Annotated in this window: 15 protein-coding genes and 1 tRNA gene; 15 read left to right on the plus strand and 1 reads right to left on the minus strand. The window is 66.0% G+C overall.

The genetic code is table 11. The annotated features are described in order from the left end of the window. The first annotated feature begins 210 nt into the window (after positions 1–210). The 14 genes from SPF06_RS16780 (at position 211) to SPF06_RS16845 (ending at position 23835) form a co-directional block, all read left to right on the plus strand. Positions 211–6252, plus strand: a complete 6042-nt coding sequence (locus SPF06_RS16780) for an Ig-like domain-containing protein (RefSeq protein WP_323280281.1) — start codon at positions 211–213, stop codon at positions 6250–6252. 54 nt (positions 6253–6306) lie between these two features. Continuing rightward, the gene (locus tag SPF06_RS16785; RefSeq protein WP_323280282.1) at positions 6307–7281 is read left to right on the plus strand and encodes an AAA family ATPase; all 975 of its coding nucleotides are present in this window, start codon (positions 6307–6309) and stop codon (positions 7279–7281) included. Next, a complete protein-coding gene (locus SPF06_RS16790) occupies positions 7278–8594 on the plus strand; it encodes a DUF58 domain-containing protein (RefSeq protein ID WP_323280283.1) in 1317 nt (438 codons plus the stop codon). Before SPF06_RS16785 ends, SPF06_RS16790 begins: the two co-directional genes overlap by 4 nt. Continuing rightward, a complete protein-coding gene (locus tag SPF06_RS16795; protein WP_323280284.1) occupies positions 8594–10918 on the plus strand; it encodes a transglutaminase TgpA family protein in 2325 nt (774 codons plus the stop codon). The genes SPF06_RS16790 and SPF06_RS16795 overlap by 1 nt, the downstream gene beginning before the upstream one ends. Next, positions 10915–11736, plus strand: coding sequence for a PP2C family protein-serine/threonine phosphatase (locus tag SPF06_RS16800; RefSeq protein ID WP_323280285.1), 822 nt, complete (start codon positions 10915–10917; stop codon positions 11734–11736). The genes SPF06_RS16795 and SPF06_RS16800 overlap by 4 nt, the downstream gene beginning before the upstream one ends. Then, the gene (locus SPF06_RS16805) at positions 11714–13150 is read left to right on the plus strand and encodes an FHA domain-containing protein (protein ID WP_323280286.1); all 1437 of its coding nucleotides are present in this window, start codon (positions 11714–11716) and stop codon (positions 13148–13150) included. The genes SPF06_RS16800 and SPF06_RS16805 overlap by 23 nt, the downstream gene beginning before the upstream one ends. Beyond that, on the plus strand, positions 13147–14769 hold the full coding sequence (locus tag SPF06_RS16810) for a serine/threonine-protein kinase (protein ID WP_323280287.1): 1623 nt from the start codon (positions 13147–13149) through the stop codon (positions 14767–14769). The genes SPF06_RS16805 and SPF06_RS16810 overlap by 4 nt, the downstream gene beginning before the upstream one ends. Next, positions 14757–15461 (plus strand): hypothetical protein, encoded by a 705-nt coding sequence (locus SPF06_RS16815; RefSeq protein WP_323280288.1) that lies wholly within the window; start codon positions 14757–14759, stop codon positions 15459–15461. Before SPF06_RS16810 ends, SPF06_RS16815 begins: the two co-directional genes overlap by 13 nt. Continuing rightward, positions 15458–19912: a type VII secretion EssC family protein gene (locus SPF06_RS16820; protein ID WP_323280289.1), complete on the plus strand. Its 4455-nt coding sequence runs from the start codon at positions 15458–15460 to the stop codon at positions 19910–19912. The genes SPF06_RS16815 and SPF06_RS16820 overlap by 4 nt, the downstream gene beginning before the upstream one ends. A 124-nt stretch (positions 19913–20036) precedes the next feature. Then, the gene (locus SPF06_RS16825) at positions 20037–20303 is read left to right on the plus strand and encodes a WXG100 family type VII secretion target (RefSeq protein WP_323280290.1); all 267 of its coding nucleotides are present in this window, start codon (positions 20037–20039) and stop codon (positions 20301–20303) included. A gap of 52 nt (positions 20304–20355) precedes the next feature. Then, on the plus strand, positions 20356–21429 hold the full coding sequence (locus SPF06_RS16830; RefSeq protein ID WP_323280291.1) for a WXG100 family type VII secretion target: 1074 nt from the start codon (positions 20356–20358) through the stop codon (positions 21427–21429). 37 nt (positions 21430–21466) lie between these two features. Next, complete coding sequence (locus SPF06_RS16835) at positions 21467–22075, plus strand: hypothetical protein (protein ID WP_323280292.1); 609 nt, start codon at positions 21467–21469, stop codon at positions 22073–22075. A 14-nt stretch (positions 22076–22089) separates the two neighbouring features. Then, positions 22090–23301 carry an FHA domain-containing protein gene (locus tag SPF06_RS16840; protein ID WP_323280293.1) on the plus strand — a complete coding sequence of 404 codons (1212 nt, stop codon included), beginning with the start codon at positions 22090–22092 and terminating at the stop codon, positions 23299–23301. A gap of 6 nt (positions 23302–23307) precedes the next feature. Then, on the plus strand, positions 23308–23835 hold the full coding sequence (locus SPF06_RS16845) for a variant leucine-rich repeat-containing protein (protein ID WP_323280294.1): 528 nt from the start codon (positions 23308–23310) through the stop codon (positions 23833–23835). A gap of 168 nt (positions 23836–24003) precedes the next feature. On the opposite strand, the gene SPF06_RS16850 is transcribed toward SPF06_RS16845, so the two are convergent. Continuing rightward, positions 24004–24077, minus strand: a tRNA-Arg gene (locus tag SPF06_RS16850). A 286-nt stretch (positions 24078–24363) separates the two neighbouring features. On the opposite strand from SPF06_RS16850, the gene SPF06_RS16855 reads away from it, so the two are divergent. Beyond that, on the plus strand, positions 24364–26202 hold the full coding sequence (locus SPF06_RS16855) for a phosphoenolpyruvate carboxykinase (GTP) (protein ID WP_323280295.1): 1839 nt from the start codon (positions 24364–24366) through the stop codon (positions 26200–26202). Positions 26203–26342: the final 140 nt, after the last annotated feature.

Here is a 26342-nt window from a genome sequence, read left to right on the forward strand (position 1 = left end):
CGAATTCAACTCCTACCGGAGCGAGTGATCGAAAATCCACAGACTTATAAGTAGCACATGGGCTTGATCGACCTTCCAGTTGCACCCCAAAGTGACTTCGTGTCGACCCAATGATGGGGATTTTGCCCCATTGCGCCCCCACCTGCTAAAGGTTCTACTTGACGGTGCCCATGATTGTGGCAGACCGCCAAGAGACCAAGGGGGGACGAAATGTGGAACCTCAGAGCGCTGCGTGCCCGGCGCCGCACGATGGCATCCGTTTCGACGTTGGCGGGCATTTCACTGGCCGTCTCGATCTTGGCGATCCATTACGACGGCCTGCGCTCGGCTGATCTCAGCCTCAACGACGGCGGGGTGTGGGTCACGAAGCAGTCGGACCTGCTCGTGGGGCACCTCAATTTCCCCTCGCGGGTCCTCGATTCAAGCGTCCGCGCCAAGGCGCCCGAATACGACATCCTTCAGCAGGGCAACACCGTCCTTGTCTACGACCGGGCCAACTCCACGATTCAGCAACTCGATCCGGCGACGGTGACGCTGGGCGGGACGGCGGCGTTGTCGGCCGGATCCAGTGTCGCCGCCGGGGGCGGCACCGTAGCGGTGCTCGACCACGGTGACCTCTATGCCTTCCCAGCCACGGGGATCGAGGGGATCCGCCTCAAAGGGGCGGACCCCCTCGCGAAACTGGGCGATGGTGCTGCGGTCACCGTGGGGCTCGACGGCGTGATCCACGCCGTTTCCCCGGCCGACGGACAGGTTCTTGACTTCGCCTCGGACGGGCAGGGTTATGCCCAGAAGGCCTCCCGCAAGCTGGGCAGCCTCGCCGCCGATGCCAAGGTGTCGATTGCGGCTGTAGGCCCGGACTCGGCCGTGCTCGATGCTGGATCCGGCCGGCTCTTTCTTCCGGGCGGCCGGGACGTTGCCGTGCCTGATGGAACGCGCGGTGTGCTGCAGCAGGACAGCCAAGCCGCGGATCGGGTGCTCGTGGCCACCCCGACCGCTCTCGTTTCCCAGCCGCTCGACGGAAGCGCGCCCAAGGTGACCCGGGCGCCCAAGGCCGACGACAATTCGTTCCCTGCGGCACCGGTATGGCTTAACGGGTGCTCGTACGCAGCGTGGTCTGGCGCCTCTGCCTATGTGCGGGATTGCGGCGGCACGACGGAGTCAGGAGTCGTGGCGAACGCGCCTCGCAACGCGAAACTCGTCTTCCGGGTGAATCGCGATGTTGTCGTCTTGAACGATGTCCAGAGCGGCGGCGTGTGGCTCGTCTCCCAGAAGATGCTCCTGGTCCAGAACTGGAACGACGTGGTTCCACCGCCGGACATCCAAGACACGCAAGAGGAGAAGAGTCCGGACAAGCAGGTGACCCTCCCGAAGCGGAGCGATCAGAACCATCCCCCGGTCGCGGTCGACGAAGAGTATGGCGTGCGCGCCGGTCGGACCGCCTTGCTGCCGGTGACCGAGGACTGTTCCGATCCGGACGGTGATGTCCTCTCGGCCTCTCTCGCGGGATCGCCGCCCGCCGGATTCGAGATTCAGCCGGCTCTGAATGGCGCTGCCCTCCAGGTTGCGGTGCCGACGAGCGCCAGCGGGACAGTCACGTTCCGCTACCGGGTCGACGACGGGCGAGGGGGCACCGCCGAGGCGAAAGTCACGCTGACCGTACATCCCGCTCGAGAGAACTTTCCGCCCGAGCTCAAGCATCCGCAGACCATCAAGGTCGAGGTTGGCGCCTCGATACAGCAGGACGCGCTGCGGGGATGGCGCGACCCCGATGGCGATGAGATGTTCCTCAAGTCGGCAACGACAACGAGCGGCGACCGGGTGACGTACCGCAGCAACGGCGTGATCGATTTCTCCGCGGTCTCCAATCAGACCGGCGTGAAGGACGTCAACCTCGTGGTCTCGGACGGCATGGCCGACGGACAGGGCGTCGTGCGGGTCGAGGTGCTTCCCAAGGGCTCGTTGCGCCCTATCGCCAACGCGGATCACGCGACAACGGTGGCGTCCACGCCGGTCACGATCTCACCGCTGCTCAACGACGTGAGCCCTTCTGGAGCGCCGCTGCGACTCGCCAAGTACGATTCGGTTTCCGGAGCGACGATCACCGCGGATTTCGACGCCGGGACGATCACCTTCGAGACGGCGACGCCTGGTGTGTACTACATGCAGTACCTCGTGACGGACGGGCCGAACTCCGCCGTCGGCCTTATCCGCATTGATGTGCTCGCTGATGGTGGAAACAGCCGCCCTGTCGCAGTGCGGGCCGTTGCGATGCTCCCCGTAGGGCGCTCGACCCTCGTGGACGTGCTCGCAAACGACAGCGATCCATCGGGTGGGATACTCATCGTGCAGTCCGTCGAGGTGCCCGCTGGCCTCGGTATCTCGGCCCAGGTGCTCGAGAACAGGGTCATCAGGGTGACGGACTCCGCCGGCCTCACGCGCCCCGTGCTGTTCCACTACACGGTGTCCAACGGAAGTCAGGCTGCCACCGGTGACGTGCTCGTCCTCCCCGTGCCGCTCCCCGCCGTCCTGCGCCCGCCCGTGACGGTCGATACGTCGGCAACGGTGAGGGTTGGCGACGTCGTCAATGTCGACGTGCTTCGCAACGACTATCACCCTGACGGGGACAGCCTCACGCTGCTGCCTGACCTGGTCGAACCGAAGCCCACGCCGAGCGAAGGCGTTGCCTTCATTGCGGGCGACCAGGTTCGGTTCAAGGCCGGAAACAACCCGGGCACGGTGCACGTCACGTACGAGGTCGGCGACTCACAGGGCAACCGGACCGCCGGGTACGTGACGATCCAGGTCGTTCCGCGGGACGATTCCCACATCTCCGCGCCTCGGCCACAGCCCATCACGGCTCGTGTCATTGCGGGCACCACCGTGAGGATTCCGGTGCCCTTGGACGGCATCAATCCCGACGGGGATTCGGTGGAACTCATCGGCCAGCGCGACGCTCCGAAGCAAGGACGTGTCACCGTCGGCGACACGTGGCTCAACTATGAGGCGTACCCCAACTCGTCCGGCCGGGACACATTCACGTACGTGGTCCGCAGCCGCCTAGGTGCAGAAGCTGTCGGCACAGTGACGGTCGGGATCGCGCCGCCGAGTTTCACGATTCAAGCGCCCTATGCCGTCAAGGACTCGGTCACCGTGAAGCCTGGGCGCGCAGTGTCCGTCCCCGTCCTCTCGAATGACAGCGATCCGAACGGCGATGGGATCTACCTCGTTCCCGACGGGCTGACCGTGCCTGACCACGTGAAGGCCGAAGTGGTCCAGGACAGAGTGCTCGTGACGGCACCCACGCAGCCGGGGGCCTATACCCTGCGGTACACGGTCTCCAACACGTCGGGCGCGAAGGCCGTCGGCGATCTCGTGGTGAATGTCAGCGACAACGCGCCTCTGCAGCGACCCATTGCGCGGGACGACTATGTCGCGCGAACGGACGTTTTCGGCAAGACGGGCGTGGACGTGCCGGTACTAGAGAATGACGAGGATCCGGACGGCGTTGCATCCGAACTCAAGGTCTCGGTCAACGATCCCAACGCGTCGCTCGGTTCAGGGGGCGTCGTGCATGTCAACGTGGCCGACGAGTCGCAGCTGATCCTGTACACGGTGACGAACCTCGATGGGATGACCGCGTCCGCGTTCATCCACGTGCCCGGGCGGAACGAGCTCTTGCCCCAGGCGACGGTGACGAATCCCCTCGAGGTCAAGAGCGGCGATGCCCTCACCATCAGCCTGGGCGACGTCGTGCGGGTCAGGGATGGCCATACGCCGCGCGTCGCAACCGCGGACAGTGTGCGAAGCATGCACTCCAATGGTGCGTCGCTGCTGAAGGACGAGCACACGTTCGTCTACGTTTCGGCGCCAGGCTATTACGGCCCGGATGTGGTCACTGCGAAAGTCACCGACGGGACAGGCCCTGACGACGCGAAGGGCGTGACGGCCACGATATCTATTCCCATCCTGGTGAAGCCCGCGCAGAACGTTTCCCCCACCCTGTTCGGTACCACCGTTGACGTGGCGCCTGGCGAAGACGAGGTGCAGCTCAATCTCACTCGCCTCTCGCGCGACCCTGACCCGAGTCTCTTGGGCCACCTCAACTACCAGATCCAGGGGGCGGTCCCGAAGGGATTCTCGGGGAGGATCGATGGCCAGACGCTGTTCGTGAAGGCCGATTCGTCGACTCCCCGCGGCACCTCCGCGGATCTCACCGTTCAAGTGAGCGACGGCGTGGCTGCGCCTTCAACGGCCAGGTTCACCTTGGCGACCATCGCCTCATCAAGACCGCTCGCCGTGGCGAACGACTATTCGGTGTCCGACGCGAAGGCGGGCCAGAAGTCAGTCGTCGACGTCTTGGCCAATGACCTGAACCCGTTCCCGGAGACGCCTCTTCAACTTGTCGGCGCGAACGTCGACTCGGGCCAAGGCACTGCCGCGATTGAAGACGGCAAGCTCGCCATCACGCCGTCCTCGGACTTCGTGGGGACCATGGTGGTCAGCTACCGCGTGCAGGATGCCACGAAAGCCCCCGAACGCGAGGTCGAGGGGCACGTGAAACTGACCGTCCAGGGCAAGCCGGCGGCTCCCGCCACGCCCAGCGTGAGCTCGATTCAGGACAGCACGGTTGTCTTGTCGTGGGCGCCACCGGCCAACAACGGCTCGCCCATCACCGGCTACGCGGTGACCTCGCAGAACGGCTACCGGAAGTCGTGCGCCGCAACCACGTGCACGCTCGATGGGCTGACCAACGACGTCGAGTACACGTTCACCGTGACCGCGACCAACGCCGTCGGCGTCTCCGATCCGTCCCCAGCGTCTGCGCCTGCACGGCCGGACGCGAGGCCAGACGCCCCGTCGGCCCCAGCCCTCGTGTTCGGAGACAAGAAACTCACGGTGTCGTGGCCCACTCCTGCTAGCCACGGATCGCCCGTCACGAGCTACACGCTCGAAATCTCGCCAGCGCCGCAATATGGTGCGATTCAGAAGACGGGCGTCACGGGCAATTCGCTCGTGTGGGACGGGCTTGAGAACGGTGTTTCGTATCAGGTCCGCGTCCAGGCGAACAACCGCGCGCCCGAACCCTCGGCATGGAGCCCGTACTCGGCGGCGATGATCCCTGCTGGCGTCCCTGACGCGCCGGCCCAGCCGACGACGACGCCGTCCACTCCCGTCGGATCCCAGGCGCAGATCACCGTCTCGTGGGCGCCGCCAGGCTCCGCGAACGGCGATCCCGTGGCCGACTACACGCTCTCGGTCAAGCGGGGAGGAGCGGTCCTGAACACACTGACCGTGTCCGGCACAAGCCAGAACGTCACGGTCGATACGAGCCAGACCGACTACACCTTCTCGGTGACCGCGCGCAACAAGGCCGGCAGTTCGGCACCGAGTGCCGATTCCGCCCCACGACGCGCAGCGAACGCCCCGGGTGCTCCGACGTCGGTCATGGCGACCGAAGGCGACCACAGCTCGCAGGTTTCGTTCACACCCGGGGCGCTGAATGGAAGCAGTTCCAGCGAGGTCAATTGGAAGTGGAGGACGAGCCCTGGAGGCCTCACGGGCTCCTTCGGCAGTGCGACGTCCGGGACCATCACCGGGCTGACCAACGGCACGACCTACACGATCCAAGTCTGGGGCGAGTCGACGGTCCAAGGCGTTTCCCCGGGGCCCGCGGCCTCCTCCAATCCCGTGAATCCCTACGGTGCGCCGATCGTGCGGAACCTTGTGGGCTCCGGCAGCGACGGCACCGTGGCCTTCACGTGGGCGGTCGATGGAAACGGGCGGAACGTGACGAGTGTCCAAGTCTCCGATTCCCGTGGCGGGGGCACTTCTGGCGGAGCTGGGCTCACGAGCTACACCGTGAATGGTCTCGGGTCTCGGAACACCGTCAATGTCACTGTCACCATTCGAACTGATGCGGCGGACCCGTCACGTGCAAGTGGTTCTGCGTCCGGCTCGGCGACTTCCAATCCTTGGCAAACGTGGCTCACTCGCAGTGGAAACGTGCTGACCTACCACTGGAAGAACGTCGATCCGGGGTCGTGGAATCAGGTGACGATGTTCCGCTGCTACAACGTGCCGCGAATGCAGCAACAAGGGACCGCGAACATCGTTGCCACTGTCCCTGGGTCGATCACCGCTGGCAGCGGCCAGATTTCAATCACTTGTCCGAACGCGAACGACACCTTCTCAGTCGAGCCGTGGAAGTACGGACCCTGGCTCAACGTCGGCGACGTTCAGACCGGATGAGCGACCGTCGTGCAGTCCTCGACCGCATGCAGACCTAAGGAATGGAGACCATCGATGACTATCACCCAGGAACAGGCCACGTGGTTCGCCGGGACCTTCCAGCAGCTGAGTGACAATATCGGCCGCGCAATTCTCGGCAAGCATGACGTCATCCGGCTCGTACTGACGGCGCTGCTCGCGGAGGGGCATGTCCTGCTCGAGGACGCGCCCGGAACGGGCAAGACTCAGCTCGCGAAATCGCTGGCCGCCACCGTGCAGGGAACCCATCACCGGATCCAGTTCACCCCGGACCTCCTGCCCTCGGACGTTACGGGCATCACGGTGTACGACCAGCAGACGCGTCGGTTCGAATTCCACGAAGGCCCAATCTTCGCGTCGATCGTGCTCGCCGACGAGATCAACCGCGCTTCGCCCAAGACCCAGTCCGCACTCCTCGAGGTCATGGAGGAAGGTCGAGTCACGGTCGAAGGCAAGAGCCACGATGTGGGGCGCCCGTTCATGGTCATCGCGACCCAGAACCCGATCGAGCAGGCTGGAACGTACAAGCTCCCGGAGGCCCAGCTCGACCGGTTCCTGATCAAAGCGAGCATCGGTTACCCCGATCTGCAGGCGGCCGAGGCCATCCTGAGCGGCGCGTCTACACGGGACCGGTCCTCGACGGTGAGCCCTGTCATCACCACGAATGCGGTGTCCGACATGGCCAGCCTCGTCGATGACGTCCACGTCGACGCGGCAGTTCTCCGATATACGGCCCAGCTCGCCGAGGCGAGCCGCACGGACCCCCAGGTTCGCCTCGGGGTTTCCGTGCGCGGCTCGCTCGCGATGATCCGTGCGGCCAAGGTCTGGGCAGCGACTGAGGGTCGGAACTACGTTCTGCCCGATGACATCAAGGTGCTGGCCGTGCCCGTGTGGCAGCACCGCATCGTGCTGGACCCGGACGCCGAATTCGCTGGCGTCGGCGCGGAGACAGTCCTCGCGAGGGTGCTTGCCGATGTCGCGGCTCCTCAAGCGCGGGGCGCCGTAGCATGAGCGAGGCGGTCGGGCGGCGTTTCGGCGGGCTTCGCCTCATGCCGTCGCGCCTCGGCTCGTACGCAGCCCCGGCCTGGGCTCGGGTTCAGCCGATCGCGGCGAGCATCCGCTCAGGTGTCCGCTCCGTCGTCGAACGCTCCGCCCCCGTGCGGGCCATCCTGCGGTCGAAGCTCGCGATCGTGAGCCTGGCCGGTTGGGTGTGCCTCGGAGCGCTCGCCGGTTCGCTCGGCCTTTCCCTCTTGCTGGGGTGGCGCGAGCTGTGGGCGGCGGCGCTGGTGATCCTCGCCCTGTTTTTCGTGGCCATCGTCTTCGTCCTCGGCAAGGATCGCCACCAGGTCACCATCGACCTCGCGAGCACTCGAGTGGTCGTCGGCGAACGGGCGGTGGGGCGACTGCGCGTCAGCGGCGACGGTCGCGAGGCCCGAGCCACGAATATCGAACTCCCCGTCGGCCGGGCCCTCGCAACGTTCGCGGTGCCGCATCTCAAGGCCGACGAAGAACTCGAGGAACTGTTCACCATTCCCACCCAGCGACGAGGGGTCCTTCAATTGGGACCGGCCCGCTCCGTCAAGTCGGATCCGCTAGGCCTGCTTCGCCGCGAGCGCTCCCTGACGGAGCCTGAACAGCTCTACATCCACCCCCGCACGGTGGCCCTCACCGGAACCTCAACCGGTCTCCTCCGTGACCTCGACGGCGTAGCCCGGCAGCGGCTCTCGAACGACGACATTTCGTTCCACGCGCTGCGGGAATATGCGCCGGGCGACGACCGGCGCCATATCCACTGGAAATCGAGCGCTCGAAGCCAGCGGCTCATGGTGCGCCAGTTCGAGGAGACCCGCCGTTCGCAGGTGGCGATCCTGCTGTCCTCGCATCCAACGGAATATTCCGATCCCGAGGAATTCGAGCTCGCCGTGAGCGTGGCAGGATCGATCGGCCTGAACGCACTTGCCGACAGCAAGACGCTGACGCTCATGGGCCCGCACCGTGCGCTCGTCCGCCACACTCGGAATCAGCTTCTCGATGGGCTCGCGGGCGTGGAGCTGGACGGACGCTCACAGCGGTTCGACGAACAGGCCGGAACCGTCGCGGCTCAGTCTCCGGGGACATCCCTCGTGGTGCTCGTGGCCGGAACCGGCATCGAAACGCAGCACTTCCGCCGTGCAGCCGCACGCCTTCCCTTCACAGCGAGCTGTGTGGGCGTGCGCGTCGATCCGAAGGGCGACCTGGGGCGGCGTACGGCGGGGGAACTCACCGTTGTGACGGTGCCCCGGCTTGAGGATCTCGCCGTTGCTCTGCGGAAGGGAGTCGGGTGATGATGACGGGAGCCCTGCGTCAGGCCGGGATTGGCCTCCTGACGAGTGTGTCCGTTGTGCTGGCACTGCTTCCTCTGTACCCCGTCTATTCGGCCACGGAGTTCTGGGTTGCCCTCGGCGGCGGGGTGGTTCTCGGAACGCTGCTGGCGCTCGCGGGCGCGCGGCTGAGACTTGGCGCGCTCAACGTGGCCGGTCTCGCGGTCGCCGCGTATTTCGTGTTCGGCGGCGTTTTTGCGTTGCGGTCGGCAAGCCTGTTCGGAGCCGTGCCGACCGTTGGCGTCCTGCAAGATCTGGCCATCGGCGTTGTCCGCGTGTGGAAGGACATGCTCACCGCAGCCACACCGGTAGCGGGCATCGAGTCGCTCTTCATCGCGCCGTACCTCATGGGCCTTCTCGGTGCCCTGACGGCGGGAAGCATCGCGATGCGCGCCAAGCGACCCCAATGGACGGCACTCCCCGTCGTCGTCCTCCTGCTCACGGCCATCACGCTCGGAACCTACGCGGCGTTGGCGCCGGCCGCGATCGGGGCGGTCATCGCCGTCGTCCTCCTTGCGTGGTGCGTCCTTGGCGGGCGGCCTCGTGGCCTGGAGAATCTCGCCGAGACAAGCACTCGGCGGGGCCGCTACGCGGGAGCCGCGGGGATGCTGGCCATAGCGCTCGCCGTGGGAATCGGGGTCGGGACGATTGCCCCGCTCCCCACGGATCGCGCGGTGCTGCGGGATGTCATCGTCCCGCCCCTTGACGTCCGCGATCTTCCCAGCCCGCTCACCTCGTTCCGCGAGTTCACCACGGGCGGCGCAGCAATGAAGCTCTTCACCGTCGAGGGCTTGCCGCAGGGCGCTTCCGTTCGACTGGCGACGCTGGACCAATATGACGGCATCGTCTACCGAGTCACCGGGAACGGCTCCGCCGGGTCCGGCCAGTTCTCGCGCGTCGGAAGGGCGATCTCGAATCCCGAATCCGGCAGCTCGACAACCGTCACGGTCACAATCGACCAGCTCACCGGGGTCTGGATGCCCGATGCTGGCTATCTCTCCTCCCTCGCCCTCGGGGACGGCATGCCCGCCGAGCGGCGCGGCGATCTCAACTACAACGCGGCGACGGGCACAGCAGTCCTTATCGGAGGGCTTGGCCAGGGCGATTCGTACACGGCCGAGGCCGTGCTGCCGAGGACGCCCGACGACGCACAACTCGCCAAGGTCCGCATCAAATCAGTCAGCGTGCCGACGCCGCAGAGCGTCCCCGAGATCGTCTCCACGCTTGCCTCGCAGTTCACGGCTGGCGCCGACACCCCGTGGGCCCAGCTGCACGCCATCGAGACGAAGCTCCATACCACCGGCTTCTTCAGCAACGGGCTCGAAGGCCAAGCCAGATCGCGAGCGGGGCACACGTCCGAGCGCATCTCGGCGCTTCTCGACGGCGCGCAAATGGTGGGCGACGACGAACAATACGCGGTCGCCATGGCCCTCATGGCCCGCTCGCTCGGCATCCCCGCCCGCGTCGTGATGGGGTTCCGGCCTGATCACCCTGCCCCGGGGCCGGTGATGATCACCGGAGCTGACGTGCACGCATGGGTCGAGGTCCCGTTCGATCAGGTGGGCTGGGTCGCATTCGATCCGACTCCACCCAAGGATCAGGTGCCGAAGGAAGAAGTTCCGCAGCACCGCCAGAAGCCTCAGCCGCAGATACAGCAGCCCCCGCCGCCGATCGTCCCTCCCGTACAGCTTCCGCCAGCGCCGCCGGCGAAGCAGGCAGCCCAAGGTCCAACCCAGGCGGACTTGGGCGTGCTGTGGGCGACGCTGCGCTGGGGCGGCGCCGGCGTGGGCATCCTCGCGCTCCTGCTCGGGCCAGCCTTGGCCATCGCGGCAGCCAAAGCACGACGACGGCGGGGTCGGCAGGGCGCGACGCGTGCGGCCGATCGAATCAACGGGGGCTGGCAAGAACTCGTCGACGTGGTCCTCGACCACGGCGCGCCTGTTCCGGCCGGGGCGACGCGCCGAGAGCAGGCTTTGGCGCTGAGCGAGCGCTTCCCCGAACACGCCGTCGCCCCTTTGGCAGCTCGGGCCGATCATGCGGTGTTCGGCCACGCGGAGCCGAGCGAAGCCGAGATCGAGGCCTACTGGGCGGATGTCGAGACGGCAACGCAGCGCATCCGCGGTTCGGTGGGGTGGCGTGGCCGATTGCGCGCGAGCTACTTCGCGCATTCAGTGCTGCGCGATGTTCGGGCCGAGCTCGGGCGAATCCGGTGGCGCGATCGGCTGCCCGATCGTTTGCGGTTGTTCGATGTCGTGCGGGAACTGAGGCGAAAGGGGCCACGGCCGTGATCGAACTGGCCTGGGGAGCGCACTCCGACCGTGGGCTGCGACGGGCGCTGAACGAAGATGCCTGCCTCGCCCAGCCACCCCTTTTCCTGGTGGCCGATGGGATGGGAGGCCACGCTTCGGGTGACAAGGCGAGCGCCGCAGCGATCAGTGCCTTTGCTGAGCTGTCCGGGCGCCCGTCCGTCTCGCTTGAGGACGTCGAGCAGGCCTTTGCCCGGGCCGTCCACGACGTGACCGGAATTGACTCGCGAGGCGACGCCGGAACGACGATCTCCGGTGTGGCCGTGTCCGAACAGGACGGCGGCACGTATTGGCTCGTCCTCAATATCGGCGATTCCCGCACGTATCGCCTGTCCAACGGGGTCTTCGAACAAATCAGCGTGGACCATTCCGAAGTTCAGGAGCTCGTGGACCGGGGTGAGCTCTCTGCGGCGGATGCCGAACGCCATCCACGGCGCAATGTGATCACGAAAGCGGTGGGTGCCGGCTCGAGCGACATGCCGGATTACTGGTTGCTTCCGGTGCGCGATCGGGACCGGATCCTGGTCTGCTCCGACGGACTGAGCAAGGAGCTCAGCTCTGAGCAGTTGGCAAACGTTCTCGCGGAGGAGGCCTCGGCGCAGGGTGCTGCGGTCCGGCTCGTGCACGAGGCGCTTATCCACGGCGGGCGCGACAACGTCACGGCTGTGGTCGTCGACGCCATCCGAAGCGGCGAACCCGACGACGATGACACGGCAACGTACTCCTTCGACGAGAACACCGTGCCACGCCCCGTCGCAGAAGAGGAAAGGACGCCAGATGCACCGTTACAGCTCGGGTGACTGGTACACCCTCGTGACTCCAGACGGTCTCGCGATGCTCCCGGACAGCGTCACGCCGGAATTTGTCGAGCGGGTCTGGCTGGCCCTTTCCAAGGGTCACGGGCTCGGTGCGGTGCTCGAGGGCATCGTGGGGGCCTTCGGCACGAGCCTCTCCTCTCTCCCACCGTTCGCGGTGGCTTCCCGCACGAGCGCGGGCGACGGCGTGCAGGTCGCCGTGCGAGGGCCGATAGAGGTCGTCGTGAAGGCCTCGGGCGCGGAAACGGCCGTCACCGGCCTTGGTGTGACGACGTGGAGCGAAAGGTCCATCGACGGCGTCGATGTCGTCCAGGCGGCTCTGCCGGGAGCGGCGGCCGTGAGCCTGCCGATCAACGACGGCGTGGTGCTGGCCAACCGCATTCTTTTCGCCTTCCAGGACGCTCACTTTGACAAGGCAGCGCCGGCAGAAGCGGTGCGGATCGACGCAAGGCAGGCCACGCCGTCGCTCATCGACGCGCCGTTGGTGCCTGAAACAGCCGCCGAGGCACCCGAGGATCCGGGCACCGTGGAATTCGCACCCGATGAGGTTGTGGAGCGAGTGCCTGTCCTGGCACCCCAAGAACCTGTCCGCGCACCACAAGAACCTATCCCGGGACCCCAAGAACCCGTCCCTGCAGCCGAAGAGTCGGCGGAGTCACGAGAGGCACCCGAGGCCTTCGCCGAGGAGCAGGCGTTCAGTGCGCCCAGCGGGGAGACCACGATTGCGCCTCTTGCCGGAGACCTTCTGGCCTTGGCCGAGGACGAGTTCGACGACGACTACGATCAGCTTCTCTACGGCGACACGGTCAGATCCACGGTCGAGGACGCCGCGGTCAGGGTCACGGAGGACGACTCCCAGACCGAGCACGACGGCGGGGCCCGCCCGATCATCTCTGGGCTCCCGAGCTTTGCCCATCCGGACGAGGCGCCGTCATCACCCGAGTTGGGCGACCACGACGGCGAGACCATCTCGATCGCCAAGCTGCGGGCCTTGCAGACGCAAGCCTCGACGTCGGCGTCCGCGAGTGGCCTCCCGGCACTTCCGGGGCACGCGCCGTCGCCTATCACGCTCGTTGTCTCCACGGGCGAGCGGATCACGCTTGACCGCGGGGCCGTCGTGGGGCGGCGCCCCCGGCTCGCCCGCGTGCAGGGCGGGAACGTGCCGCAGCTCGTGACAGTCCCGAGCCCAAATCAGGACGTGTCCCGGAGCCATGTGGAATTGCGCGTGGAAGGTGCGCATCTGCTTGCCGTCGACCTTGATACGACGAACGGCACGAAGCTCCTCCGCCCAGGGGTTGATCCGGTCAGGCTGCAGCCGGGGGATGCCACGATGCTTGTCGCCGGAGACCGGCTCGATCTGGGCGATGGCATTCTCCTTGACTTCGAAGGACTCCGATGAACTCGCGCCGACCCCCCTCTGCCCCACCGGCCTTGCCCGGATTCGACTACGTTCGCGTCCTCGGCTCGGGGGGCTTTGCGGATGTTTTCCTCTATCAGCAGCAGCTGCCCCGGCGGCAAGTCGCGGTCAAGGTCATGCTCTCCGACAAACTTGGCGCAGACACGATTAGCCAGTTCACCGACGAGGCGAACGCCATGGCTCAGCTTGCCACGCATCCCTCGATCGTCTCGGTCTACCAGGCCGGCATCTCGGGAGACGGACGCCCGTACTTGGTGATGGAATATTGTTCCAAGCCGAACCTCCAAACCCGGTATCGCCGAGAGCGCCTTTCCGAAGCCGAGGCCCTGCGTGTTGGAGTGCAGATCGCCGGCGCTGTCGAGACAGCACACCGGGCGGGGATCCTTCACCGCGACATCAAACCCGCGAACGTCCTGGTCACCGAGTACGGCCGGCCGGCGCTCACGGACTTCGGGATCGCGGCGACGGCGGGCGGGGCCGTTGAGGCCAGCGGGATGTCGGTGCCCTGGTCGCCTCCGGAATCGTTCGCGTCGCCGGCGCGGAGCGAGGCCCCCTCCGACGTCTACGCTCTGGGGGCAACTCTCTACACCGTGCTGGCCGGACGATCGCCCTTCGAAATCCCCGGGGCGTCAAACAGCTATATCGACCTGATCGGCCGGATCAACACCGTTCCGGTGCCGGCGATAGGCCGCGCCGACGTCTCGTCTGCGTTCGAGGATGTCCTCCGAAAGGCCATGGCCAAGTCGCCCGGGGATCGTTTTCCGAGCGCCATGGCTTTCGCGCGCGAACTTCAGCGGACGCAGATCGGGCTTGGCATCCAACCCACGCCCATTGACGTGACGGAGGACGAGTTCCTTTTCGACGAAGACCCGGATGGCGACGACGGAACGCGCATCCGAAATATTGTCACCATTGATGCGCAGGCGCCGTCGGCACCAGCGCCGAATGAGCCTCATCCTCGAAATAGTCGATCACGGGCAGCCGTCGCTGACGCGGAACCGCTCGCTGCGTCCGACGACGTCGCGCACTGGGGTACGACGATTCAGCCCGCTCGGTCGCCTTCTCAGGCGTCGCCGTCGTCGTCCTCGCGTTTCGCGGCTCCAGAGGCGCCGCCGGTTGCGGACACTGTCCTCCGCCCCGTGGCCGCCGAGCAGCCGGTCGAGGAAGTGCCGGCCGGACGCCGTCGCAAGGGCGTGCTGATCGCCGCCGGTGCAGCGACCGTCGTCGTCGCTGGAATTGCGCTGTCTTTCGGGCTCTCCGCCACGGGCTTGCTGAATAGCCCGAAGCAGAACACCCCGCGGCCCTCCACCGCGGCTCCCGTCGACATCCAGGCCGCCGCGACGGTGCCGTCGATTGCCGCGGTGACAGGGAAAGTCGACGGCTCCAACATCGTCTTCACGTGGTCAGACCCGGATCCGAAGGACGGCGACGGTTTCCTCTGGCACACGGTCGACCAAGGCTCGTCGGGCCCGCTCACAGCAAGCGACAAGCCCTCTGCGACCGTGCCCGCGGCGGCCAGCGGGAAGACCTGCATTGAGGTGTTCCTGCGCCGCTCCTCGGGCAGAACGTCGGACAATCCCACGCTGGGGTGCGCGCCGTGAGCGATTCCGAAGTGCAGATTGAGTTCTGCGGCGAGTGGTATCCGGTGAGCCAGGACCGTCCGTTCAGCATCGGCCGCGACGCAAATCTCGTGGTCGACGAGAATCCGTTCTTGCATCGCCGGCTGCTCGAGATCTCATGGTTCGAAGGGCTCTGGCTGCTCACCAACGTCGGCACGCGCTTAGCCGTCACGGTGACCGACGGCGCCGGGCGACTCCAGTCATGGTTGGCACCCGGCGGCCGGCTCCCGCTGGTTTTCGGACGCACGACCGTGGTCTTCACAGCGGGCCCTACGACGTACGAGCTGGCGGTTCATGCGGCCGAACCGGCGTTCGCCTACACCGATCCGACGCCCTACGACGGCGCGACCACGGTGGGCGACCTCAGCCTGACGGACTCGCAGAGACTGCTCATTTTGGCTCTCGCCGAGTCGATGCTCGTGCGGGACGGAACCGGCCGTGGAGCGATACCGACCAACGCCAAAGCGGCCGAACGCCTTGGCTGGACCCTCACGCGGTTCAATCGCAAGCTCGACAACGTGTGCGACAAGCTCGACCGAATTGGCGTCCAGGGGATGCGCGGCGGCGCTCGGTCGTACGCGACAAATCGCCGCATCCGGCTCGTCGAGTACGCCATTGCGGCGCGGCTCGTGACTCGTTCCGACATTCCGCTCTTGGACCAGGAGGTTCGATGAGGCTCAAACTCTCGGTGCGCCGCGGCGGCACCACAACCGATCTCATGATCACGGCGGACGCCACGGCTACCATCGGCGACGTCGCGACCACACTGGTCAGCGCAGATCCCGCGAGGGTGGAGACTGCGGGCGCCCCAGATGCGCAGCAGTACTCGCTTCGCGTGGCCGACGCCGGTGGAAGCCAGATGCGCGAGCTGGATCCCGAGGTGGCAATCGGCGAGGCGGGACTCCGGTCCGGTGCGGTCGTCGACATCGCGGCCCGCAGTGGCCATTTTGAGGCTCCCGGATCCGATCGCGGGCCAGCGGCCGCCGTGCTCCGTGTGCTTGAAGGTCCCCAAGCCGGACAGGAATTTCCGCTGCCCTTCGGCGCGAGCATCATCGGGCGGGATCGTCACGTCGATGTGCGCCTTGCGGATGGACTTGTCTCCAAGCGGCATGCGCGCATCAATGTCGGGGAGTCGATTGAGATCATCGATCTCAATTCGGCGAATGGTGTCGTAATCGGCGGCGTGCAGGTCGCTCGCGCGGCACTGACCTCCGCGGATCACGTGGTGCTTGGGGAATCCTCGATCTGCGTCATCCCCCTCCAGACCACACCTCCCGCGCCCGCCGGAGCCGCCGTTGTCGACCACATTAGATCGCCGCGCGTGGTGCCACAGTATCCCGGCGAGGATTTTCCGGCGCCGACGCCGCCTCGCGGACCGCAGCGGCAGCGGTTCCCCTATCTCGCGCTCATCTCACCGCTCATTCTCGGCGGAGTCATGTTCGCCCTCACGGGGCAGCTGCTGAGCGTCATCATGATGGCGATGAGCCCGGTGCTCCTGATCGGCGGCTACATCGACTTTCAGCTCGGGGCACGGCAGACGGCCAAGTCGGAGCGTCGGCGCTTCGATGCGGCGATGCTCAAACTCCAAGAGCGGCTCGAACAGGCGCGCGACGAGGAACGGCGGGCCCGCAGGCTCGAAGTTCCGGGAACTGGCGATATGGCCAACGCCGCCCACCGTCTAGGCCCGCTCCTGTGGTGCGAACGGCCTGAGAGCCCGAATTTCCTCGCGGTGAATCTCGGCCTCGGGCGAGCGGCTTCCCGCAACCGGGTGGTCCTCCCGCAGAGCAACGAGACCAGTCCGGAGTCGTGGGATCAGCTGCTTCAGCTCCGCGCCGAATTCGCGACGATCGATCAGGTGCCGATCGTCGCGCAATTGCGGAGCTCTGGGGCGCTCGGATTCGCGGGTCCCCGAGAGGCGAGAGATGCGATTGCGTGCGGCGCGGTCTTCCAGCTGCTGGCCCGCCACTCGCCGGCAGAGCTCGTGGTCGCGGCGATGGTTGCACCGACCTCGCGGTCCGCGTGGAATTGGCTCAAGTGGATGCCGCACGCGACGTCGGCCCATAGCCCGATCGAGGTCCAGCTGCTCACGGACAGCCCCGGCACGGCCGCGGCACTCCTCACCGACCTCGAGGGGCTCGTGGAAGCGCGCCTCGAAGGGGCCTCGCGGCCCGTGCCCGCGCCTCGAGGCCCTGTGGATCCGCGCAAGCCGGAAGAGCTCGCCCACCCCGGAATCCCGGCTGTGCTGCTCGTCGTCGAGCATGATGCCCAAGTCGACCGTGGACGTCTGACGCGCCTGGCGGAACGCGGGGCGGACGCGAGTGTGCACGTCGTGTGGTGCGCGCCCAGTGTGGAGCGCCTTCCAGGGGTATGCCGAAGCCATCTCGCCGTCGATCACACGGAGTCCGGCGCGATAGTCGGTCAGGTTCGGCTCGGTGTGCGCACGATGCCTGTCGAGTCCGAACGTCTGGACCCCCGTGAGACCGAACGGCTCGCGAGGGGGCTTTCCCCGGTGTCGGATGTCGGTGCTCCCATCGACGATGATTCCGATCTTCCCCGCGAGATCTCCTACGCCGCGCTTGCTGGGTTGGAGCTGCTCGATCAGAGCGAGCACGTCGTGGAACGGTGGCGGGAGAACAGCTCGCTCATCGTGCGCGATGGCTCACCCGCGCGGGCAGGGAAAGAAGGCAATCTCCGGGCGCTCGTGGGACATGCCGGGGCCGAGCCATTCTATCTCGACCTGCGCCGTGATGGGCCGCACGCACTGGTCGGCGGGACGACAGGTTCCGGGAAATCCGAGTTCCTGCAGTCATGGGTCCTCGGGATGGCGGCAGCGAACAGCCCGGATCGCCTCACCTTCCTCTTCGTCGACTACAAGGGCGGATCGGCGTTCGCCGACTGCGTGAAACTGCCCCATTTCGTCGGCCTGGTCACGGATCTTTCGCCTCACCTCGTCCGGCGCGCGCTTGCATCATTGCGCGCAGAGCTTCGCTACCGGGAGCGGCTCTTCCAACGCAAACGCGTGAAGGACCTCGTCGAACTCGAACGCAAGGGCGATTCCGAATGCCCTCCGAGTCTCGTCATTGTTGTCGACGAGTTCGCGGCCCTCGTGCAGGAAGTGCCTGAATTCGTGGACGGTGTTGTCGATGTCGCCCAGCGGGGGCGTTCGCTCGGATTGCATCTCATCCTTGCCACGCAGCGCCCCGCCGGGGTTATCAAGGACAACCTGCGCGCGAACACGAATCTCAGGATCGCGTTGAGGATGTCAGACGCCGACGATTCGACCGACATCCTCGGGGCGCCCCTCGCGGCTCATTTCGACCCCGCCATTCCGGGGCGCGGCGCCGTGAGGACTGGGCCCGGGCGCCTCCGGAGTTTCCAATCGGGCTACGCGGGAGGGCGAACCACCGTGATCGCCCCCCCGCCGCGCATCGATGTGCGCGAGCTGGCCTTCGGCGCGGCCTCGGTGTGGGAGACGCCGGAAATGGACCAGGCCGAAGAAGCGAGCGAAAGCGGGCCGACCGACATTGCCCGCATTGTCAGAACGATTTCGACGGCGGCGGCCGGCGCGGGCGTGCCGTCGCCCAGAAGGCCGTGGCTCGACACGCTCGCGCCGGTCTACGACCTCAAGCGACTCCCCAATCCCCGCACGGACGAGCGGATTCCGTTGGGTGTCATGGACGATCCCGAGGCGCAGGATCAACCGTCCGTCTTCTACGAGCCCGATATTGATGGCAACATGGCCATCTTCGGTACGGGCGGCTCGGGCAAGAGCACCGCGCTGCGGACCATTGCGGCCGCCGCGGCGGTGACGACCCGGGGAGGCCCAGCTCACGTCTATGGGCTCGACTTCGGGGCCGGCGGGCTCCGGATGCTCGAGTCGCTGCCCCACGTGGCTGCTATCGTCTCGGGCGACGACGACGAACGCGTGGTTCGAGTGTTGCGCCGGCTGCGCGACGTCGTCGACGAAAGGGCCGCACGCTATGCGGCCGTTCGGGCCGGCACGATTGTCGACTACCGCAAGCTTGCCGGCGCACCGGACGAACCGCGCATCTTCCTCCTCATCGACGGAATCGGAGCTTTCCGCGAACAATACGAGTTCGGCAGTTCCCAGAACTCGGGGTGGTTTGCGGCGTTCACCCAGATCGCCGCCGACGGACGCCAGCTGGGAGTCCACGTGGTGATGACCGCTGACAGGGCCAATGCAGTCCCGACGTCGATCGCGACGACGGTGCAGCGGCGAATCGTGCTGAGGCTTGCGAGCGAGGATGAATATCTCCTTCTGGGGGTTCCCAAGGACATCCTCGGCGCCTCCTCGCCGCCCGGACGGGGCGTGCTCGATGGCAACGAGCTCCAGCTGGCCGTGCTGGGCGAGAGCGCCAACCTCGCGCTGCAATCACGGGAGCTGCAACGTCTCGCGGCGAGTCTTGGGCGCGGGGGAGTGCATCGCCCTGAGCCGATCGGAAAGCTGCCTGAGCAAATCGCCCTGGACCTCTTGCCTGAAGCCATCGACGGCAGGGCCGTGATTGGCGTCGACGACGTGAGCCTCGGGCCCGCCTCGCTAGAGCTGCGCGGACCGTTCATGCTGTCCGGCCCTCCGTCGAGCGGGCGGACCACGGCGCTCGCTACGCTTGCTAAGGCGGCTCGTCGGAGCGATCCCGCAGCGGTGACGGTATTGCTCAGCCCCAGGCCGTCGTCGCTCGTCCAGCTCGGACCATGGACAGCCTCGGCTGACGGTGCGCGTGGAGTCGCCGAGCTGTCCGCACAGCTGGCCGACCGCCTTGAACTTCTCGGCGAGAACGGGCCCCGCACCGCGATCTTCATTGAGAACGTCACCGAATTTCAGGGTGGGGAGGCGGAGCCGGCGCTCAACCGCCTCGTCAAGGCGGCAGTCCGGGGCGGCCACTTCGTGGTGGGTGAGGCTGAGATTTCGACGTGGTCGCAAGCATGGAGCATTGCAGGTCCCTTCAAAGCGGGTCGCCGCGGGCTGCTTCTTGCGCCGGGAGATTTGGACGGCGAACTCTTGGGTGCGCCGCTGGGCCGGCTGCGTCGCAGTGATTTCCCGCCCGGTCGTGGATTCCTTATCGCCAAAGGCCGCGCAACGCGGCTCCACGTAGCCGAACCGTGAGCGGATGGTGAATGATCCCCATCGACCGAAAGAAGCCCGGCAGTATAGATTTGCAGCATCGTTAAAGCGATTTGCAAAGAGGCGTCGAAAGGCGCCGGACCATGAAATCGAAAGGATAACCGAAATGGCCGTTTGGGGTCAGGACACCCAGCAAGTTCGTCAGCTCAGCGCCCAGCTCAACCAGGGGGCAAACGAAATTCAGTCGATTCTCGGCTCGCTTACCTCCGCACTCAACGGCACCGAATGGCTCGGGCCCGATGCCACGGCGTTCCGCAATGAATGGTCCGGTACTCATAGCGCTTCCCTGAGAAACGTTATCCAGGCCCTCCATGATGCGTCGCAGAAGGCGGCATTCAACGCGACACAGCAGGAAAACGCGTCCAACTCGTGATGTGGGTGCGGGGCGGCGCCTGCGCCGCCCCGCACGTCGAGACCGGAGGTCGATGAAGATGGGGATGTATGGAGCCGATGTAGCCCACTTGAGGGCTCTCGCCTCGCACTTCGAGCATTCAGCGCAACAACTCGATGCGCAGCGGACCCGCCTTGGCGCGGCGGTGCAAGGGAGCCCTTGGGCGGGGCCGAATGCCGACCGGTTCCGAGGGGAGTGGCATGCCGAGCACGGCCCGCGCCTTGCCACGGCGGCGCGGACACTCCGCGAGGGCGCAGCGACCCTGCGACGCAACGCCGACCAGCAGGAGCAGGCGAGCGCGGTGTCGGGTGGTGCCTCCGGCGGACCGTGGGTGAGTGCTTCCGTCGGGTCATCCCTGAGTGCAGCCCTTGGCGCCAGCGGAGCACATACGCCGGCGAATATCGTGGCCGGACTCGCCAACCGCGCTTTCGGCGCGGCCGAGGGGTTCGTCAAAGGTGCCTTCGGGGCGGCCGAGGGGCTCATGCACGCCGTACAGGACGAAAAGATCTTGGGTGTCGCGAGTGCCTGGGATGCATCGATGGCTCTGACGAAGGGCGCGAAGATGATCGGCATCGAAATGCCCTTCATGGGCAAGGCTGACAACGCCATGGAACTGTTCTCCATCGCGGACCGGGTTCGCCAGGGGCACCTGAACGTGTTCGAGACAGCGGACATGGCGTCGACTGTCCTCAGGATGGTTCCTGCGAAGGTCGGTGAGCTTGGGGCGCTGGCGATCGACGCAACGTCGTATGCCGCCCAGCAGGCCACGCAGACTGACTTCTCAGCCGCGACCTTCGCCTCAAACGCCAGTTTCATCGCGAACCATCCTCTTGATGCTCTCCAAGGCGTGGGCGACGGGTTGCTGAAGTTCGGAAAAGAATTTGCTCTGCCCGAACTGCAGAAAGCCAAGGACATCCCGTTCCTCGGCGCTGCCATGGATGCGACGTCGTACGCGGTTCAGCAGGGTGCGAAGGCGGACCTTTCCCCGGGGACTCGGGCAATGGTGGCCGACTATGTGGTTCAGCATCCCGCCGAGACGTTGCAGACTGTTGGCGAGTCTGTTCTGACCGTCGGCAAGGAAGCGCTGAACTGGAACTGGTTCAAGTAGACCGGCGCTGAGAAACGAATCGAAGGAGGGACGCGAAGTGACTCAAGGGCTTCTGCTGACTGATGATGAGATTGTTGCGGTTGCTATGCGATGGGGGAGGGACTGGAAGGCTTCCCTGCCGACGCTCGCACTGGATGACGACGCGGAGCTGATTCGTGCGTCGGCCCGCGGGCACCGAAGCCTTTTCGTGAGAGGCCTGCTTGGCGGGCCCAATAACGAGGAATTGTCGAATCAGGTCGAGCAGGCACTGGGCTCTGCCGTGGGAACCCTGCCTGAACTCATCGGATACGCCGCGAATTCCGAGGATCTTCGGGCAGCTACTGGGCTGCGTTTCGCGCTTTTCAGCACTGATGCAGGCGAAAAGGTGCTCGTCGTCACACTGCCGAACGGCATCAACGAAATAAGCCGCGTATCGCCCGCCGACGCGCAGGATTTCATCTCGACGTTCGCGGCTGGCCCGGGCAAGGTGGGCGCCGGAAGTCCAGCCGTCGTCTTGGTGTCGCCCAAGACTGAGGATTCGACACAGTTCGCCGTCGTGACATCCGAGGGGACGACATCCGGTTCCGGACCGCTTTCCTCACTTGACCTCGCCTCGGGTGCGCCGACGCCGGAAGTCCCTGCTTTCGTCCTCGCTGGTGATTGCTAAGGAGCCCTAGAGACATGGCCAAGCCGCACAAATTTGCTTGGAACGGCGTCGAGATAGAGACATCGCTTTCGATCGAGCAGATTGCCAACATGTCTCAGAGAGCGGCTCAGGAAAGCACGGGGGATCTCTGGAACGGAAAGCAGCGGGTCGTGGCGACCCGCTCTTCCGACCGCCAGATCGAGTTCAGGGTCAACGACTTTCTGATCTCGTTCAACAAGCTCATGGTGTTCTTCCTCGACCTCGAAGAACGTGCGGGGCGCAGCTTCGCCTCCACACGGATCGAGTGGTACCTGACCACGCAACAGACCGTTGCGGGTTTCGTCCCTGTGTCTCCCAAGAAGATGGTTGCCCATCACACCTACATGCAGTTCGGGCGGAATCTGGCCGACCAGGTCCGCGCGGCTGATCCGACGGCCAGGGTGACTGTTCGAGAAGGCGCGGAGACTGCGCCGTCGACCGCGCCGCCCACGACGCCGAGCGGCGGGGAGAGCTTGTCGATCATCGCACCGCCCCCACTTCCATCGACTTCGCTCCCGTTGCCTCCGCCTCCACCGCCCGCATCGCCAATTTCGCCGTCGCAGAGCAGAGTGCCGGCGATGCCCCAGCGTCCACCGACGGCGGCTGGGCGCTCGATGTCTCCTGACCCGGGGTCGTCTGACCCGGCACGCCAGCTGTCAGACTCCTCGCTGGGTTTCGCGCGGGAGCGCCAACTCCCTGATGACTCCGAGGCCGGTGGCCTCGTGACCGCCGTTCCCGGATTCTCCCGACCCGCGGAACCCGCAGGTCCGGGAGTGGCTGAGTCATCGCTTTCCGGCCCGCTGCGGTATCCAGTCGTAGATGATGTTGACGACGACGATGACCTCGAGGCAACGCGCCGGACCAGCCGGGGTGCTCCTCGGCTGTGGAAACTCGTGCTGCCAGATTCGACGACCGTGACACTCGATTCCAGTTCGGTAATCGGTCGAAACCCCGTCGCACCGTCGTTCATGCCCGAAGCGCTTCCCGTCCAGCTGGCTGACCACACCCAGTCGGTGTCGAAGACTCACGCGGCGTTGGAGGTGCGCGACGGCCTGGTCTGGATCACGGATTTGCACTCGACCAACGGCACCGCACTCATGAACCCGACGGGCGAGAGGAGCGAATGCCTGCCCGGACAGGCGCTCCCCGCCGGCAACGCATGGCGGATAGCCTTCGGCGACTTCGTCGTGCAGCTTCGAGAGGGTTGATAGATCTTGTACTGGAGCATCTACGACTTCCTCATGCTGCTGTCGGGGATCATCACCCTTGTGATCGTGGTTGTGCCGGTGCGGGGAATTCCGGCGCGCACAAGAATGGCGGCCGGTGGGATAGGGGGCGGTCTTGTGATCGTTTCCATGGTGCTGGCGAGCGTCCCTTTCTTTAGGTATCCGGCGGCGGTCATCGTCGCTCCCGTGGTGGCGATCCTCGGCGTCGTCGCCGTGATCGGCAAGGCCGTTCGCAGGCCCACATCAATGCAGGCAGGGGAACCGGGCCACGAGCATCCGTCCGTGAGTCGAGTTGGGCCGGTGCGAGGAACGGAGCCGCCCGAAGTGGGTTCTCTTCCCCGCGACCTCTCGTCCGAAGACTTGATGCGCCTGGCCATTCAGGACAGGGGCAGCTGGATCGAAATAGCACGACATCCGGCGGCCTACGACGGTCTTCTAGAATGGCTCGCTACCCATGGAGACGAGGGGGTCCGAGACGCCGTGCTTGCCCGACGATCGGGTCTTACCGAAGGCTAGTCGCGGGCCGCCTTAGCGTCGGCCCGGGCGACGACGCAAGTCCCCTTCCGGCGCGAGAAGTCACCTACCGGGGAACTTCTCGCGCCGGAAGGGGACTTGCCGAGAGTGGTCGCGTAGGGCAAAACGACGGGAACCCCGCTCCGATGGAGCGGGGTTCCCGTCGTTTCGTGCGCCCAAAGGGATTCGAACCCCTGACCTTCTGTTCCGTAGACAGACGCTCTATCCAGCTGAGCTATGGGCGCATTCCAATTCACGACGTCGAGCGGTTCGCACCGCGTCCCTCGCGCCTTGGCCTCGAATAACTTTACGCGAAGACGAACGGACTTCCAAATTTGTGTGATGAGACCTGCATGACTAGACCGGTCTATGTGACCTTGATCACACATTTTGGGTCCCTCGGAGGGTAAATCCCCGAGAATCTGCAGTTTTGAGTGTTTCACTCTCGTTTCCAGTGTGTAACGCGGTCCGGTGGTACAGACCACCTTCCCTACCATTGAAAAACACGCCGACCCAGCGAAGGAGGAAGACATGGGCGCAACAAGCGTTCGGCTTCTCGAAGGAGCCCCCACTACTTACGAGCCCTTGCTGTCCTGGGTTGAGGAAGTCGCGGAACTGACTCAGCCTGAACGTATCCACTGGGTGGACGGTTCCGAGGCGGAGTACCGCCAACTGACCGATGAGCTCGTCGCTGCGGGCACCCTCACGCGGCTCAACCCGGAGATCTTCCCGAACTCCTTTGCGGCCTTCTCGGACCCCGCGGACGTCGCCCGCGTCGAGGAACAGACCTTCATCTGCTCGCGCACCAAGCGCGACGCAGGGTTCACCAATAACTGGATGGACCCGAACGAGATGAAGACGAAGCTCAAGGGCCTCTTTGCCGGCGCCATGCGCGGCCGCACGATGTACGTGATCCCCTTCGTCATGGGCCACCTCGACGCGGAAGACCCCAAGTTCGGCGTCGAGATCACAGACTCCGCGTACGTCGTCGCCTCGATGCGCATCATGGCGCGCATCGGCACGGACGTCCTCAAGAAGATCGAGCAGACGGGTGCCTTCTTCGTCCCGGCGCTGCACTCCGTGGGCGCCCCGCTCGCTCCGGGCCAGAAGGACGTGCCGTGGCCGTGCAACCCGGAGAAGTGGATTGTGCACTTCCCCGAGGAGCGCTCCATCTGGTCGTACGGCTCGGGCTATGGTGGCAACGCGCTGCTCGGCAAGAAGTGCTACGCCCTGCGCATCGCGTCCGTCATGGCTCGCGACGAAGGCTGGCTTGCCGAGCACATGCTCATCCTCAAGCTCACGAGCCCCGAGAACAAGGTCTACAACATCGCGGCGGCGTTCCCGTCCGCGTGCGGCAAGACGAACCTCGCGCTCCTCGACCCCACGGTCGAGGGCTGGAAGGTCGAGACGCTGGGCGACGACATCACGTGGATGCGCTTCGGCAAGGAGGGCGAGCTCCGCGCCGTCAACCCCGAGGCGGGCCTCTTCGGCGTCGCCCCCGGCACGGGCTGGGGCACAAACCCGAACGCGATGCGCGCCATCGCGAAGGGCAACAGCATCTTCACGAACGTCGCGCTCACGGACGACGGCGGCGTGTGGTGGGAGGGCATGACCCAGGAAGTCCCCGCGCACCTCACCGACTGGCAGGGCAACGAGTGGACGCCGGAGATCTCCGCGGCCAACGGCGGCCGCCCCGCCGCCCACCCGAACTCCCGCTTCTGCACGCCGATCGACCAGATCGACATGCTCGCGCCCGAGTACTTCGCGCCCGACGGTGTCGAGCTCAACGCGATCCTCTTCGGAGGTCGCCGCAAGACGACCATCCCGCTCGTGACGCAGTCCCGCGACTGGGCCAACGGCATCTTCATGGGCGCGACGCTCTCTTCGGAGACGACGGCGGCCGCAGCTGGCGCCGTCGGGGTCGTGCGCCGCGACCCCATGGCGATGCTCCCCTTCATCGGCTACGACGCGGGCGACTACCTCAACCACTGGGTCCGGCTCTCGGCGAAGGCCAACCCGGCCAAGCTCCCGAAGATCTTCCTCGTGAACTGGTTCCGCCGCACGAAGGACGGCGGCTTCGCGTGGCCGGGCTTCGGCGACAACTCGCGCGTCCTCAAATGGGCGATCGAGCGCATCGAGGGAACGGCGGATGCACTCGAGACGCCGATCGGCTTTGTGCCGACTGCCGAGAGCCTCGACGTCACGGGCCTCGACATGACGCCGGCCGAGATCGAGGAAGCCGTGCGCTTCGACGCCGACGAGTGGCAGACCGAGCTCGTGGGCCTCGAGGAGTGGTTCGCGCGCTTCGGCGGGTCGCTCCCGGACAGCATCACGGCTGAGCTCAAGGGCCTCAAGGCGCGCCTCGCCTGACGCTCGGTCCAACAGAATTCCGGCGAGCTGAACGGCGCCGGATGACGAGAAGGGCCGCCCCGCTGCACACGGGGCGGCCCTTCTGCCGTCGGGCTTCGTCCGGTGGCCACGTTCGGTGGGTCCGCACCCGCGGGATGTGA

Origin of the sequence: Sinomonas terricola (assembly GCF_034931225.1) — a bacterium.
GTDB classification, from domain to species: Bacteria; Actinomycetota; Actinomycetes; order Actinomycetales; family Micrococcaceae; genus Sinomonas; species Sinomonas terricola.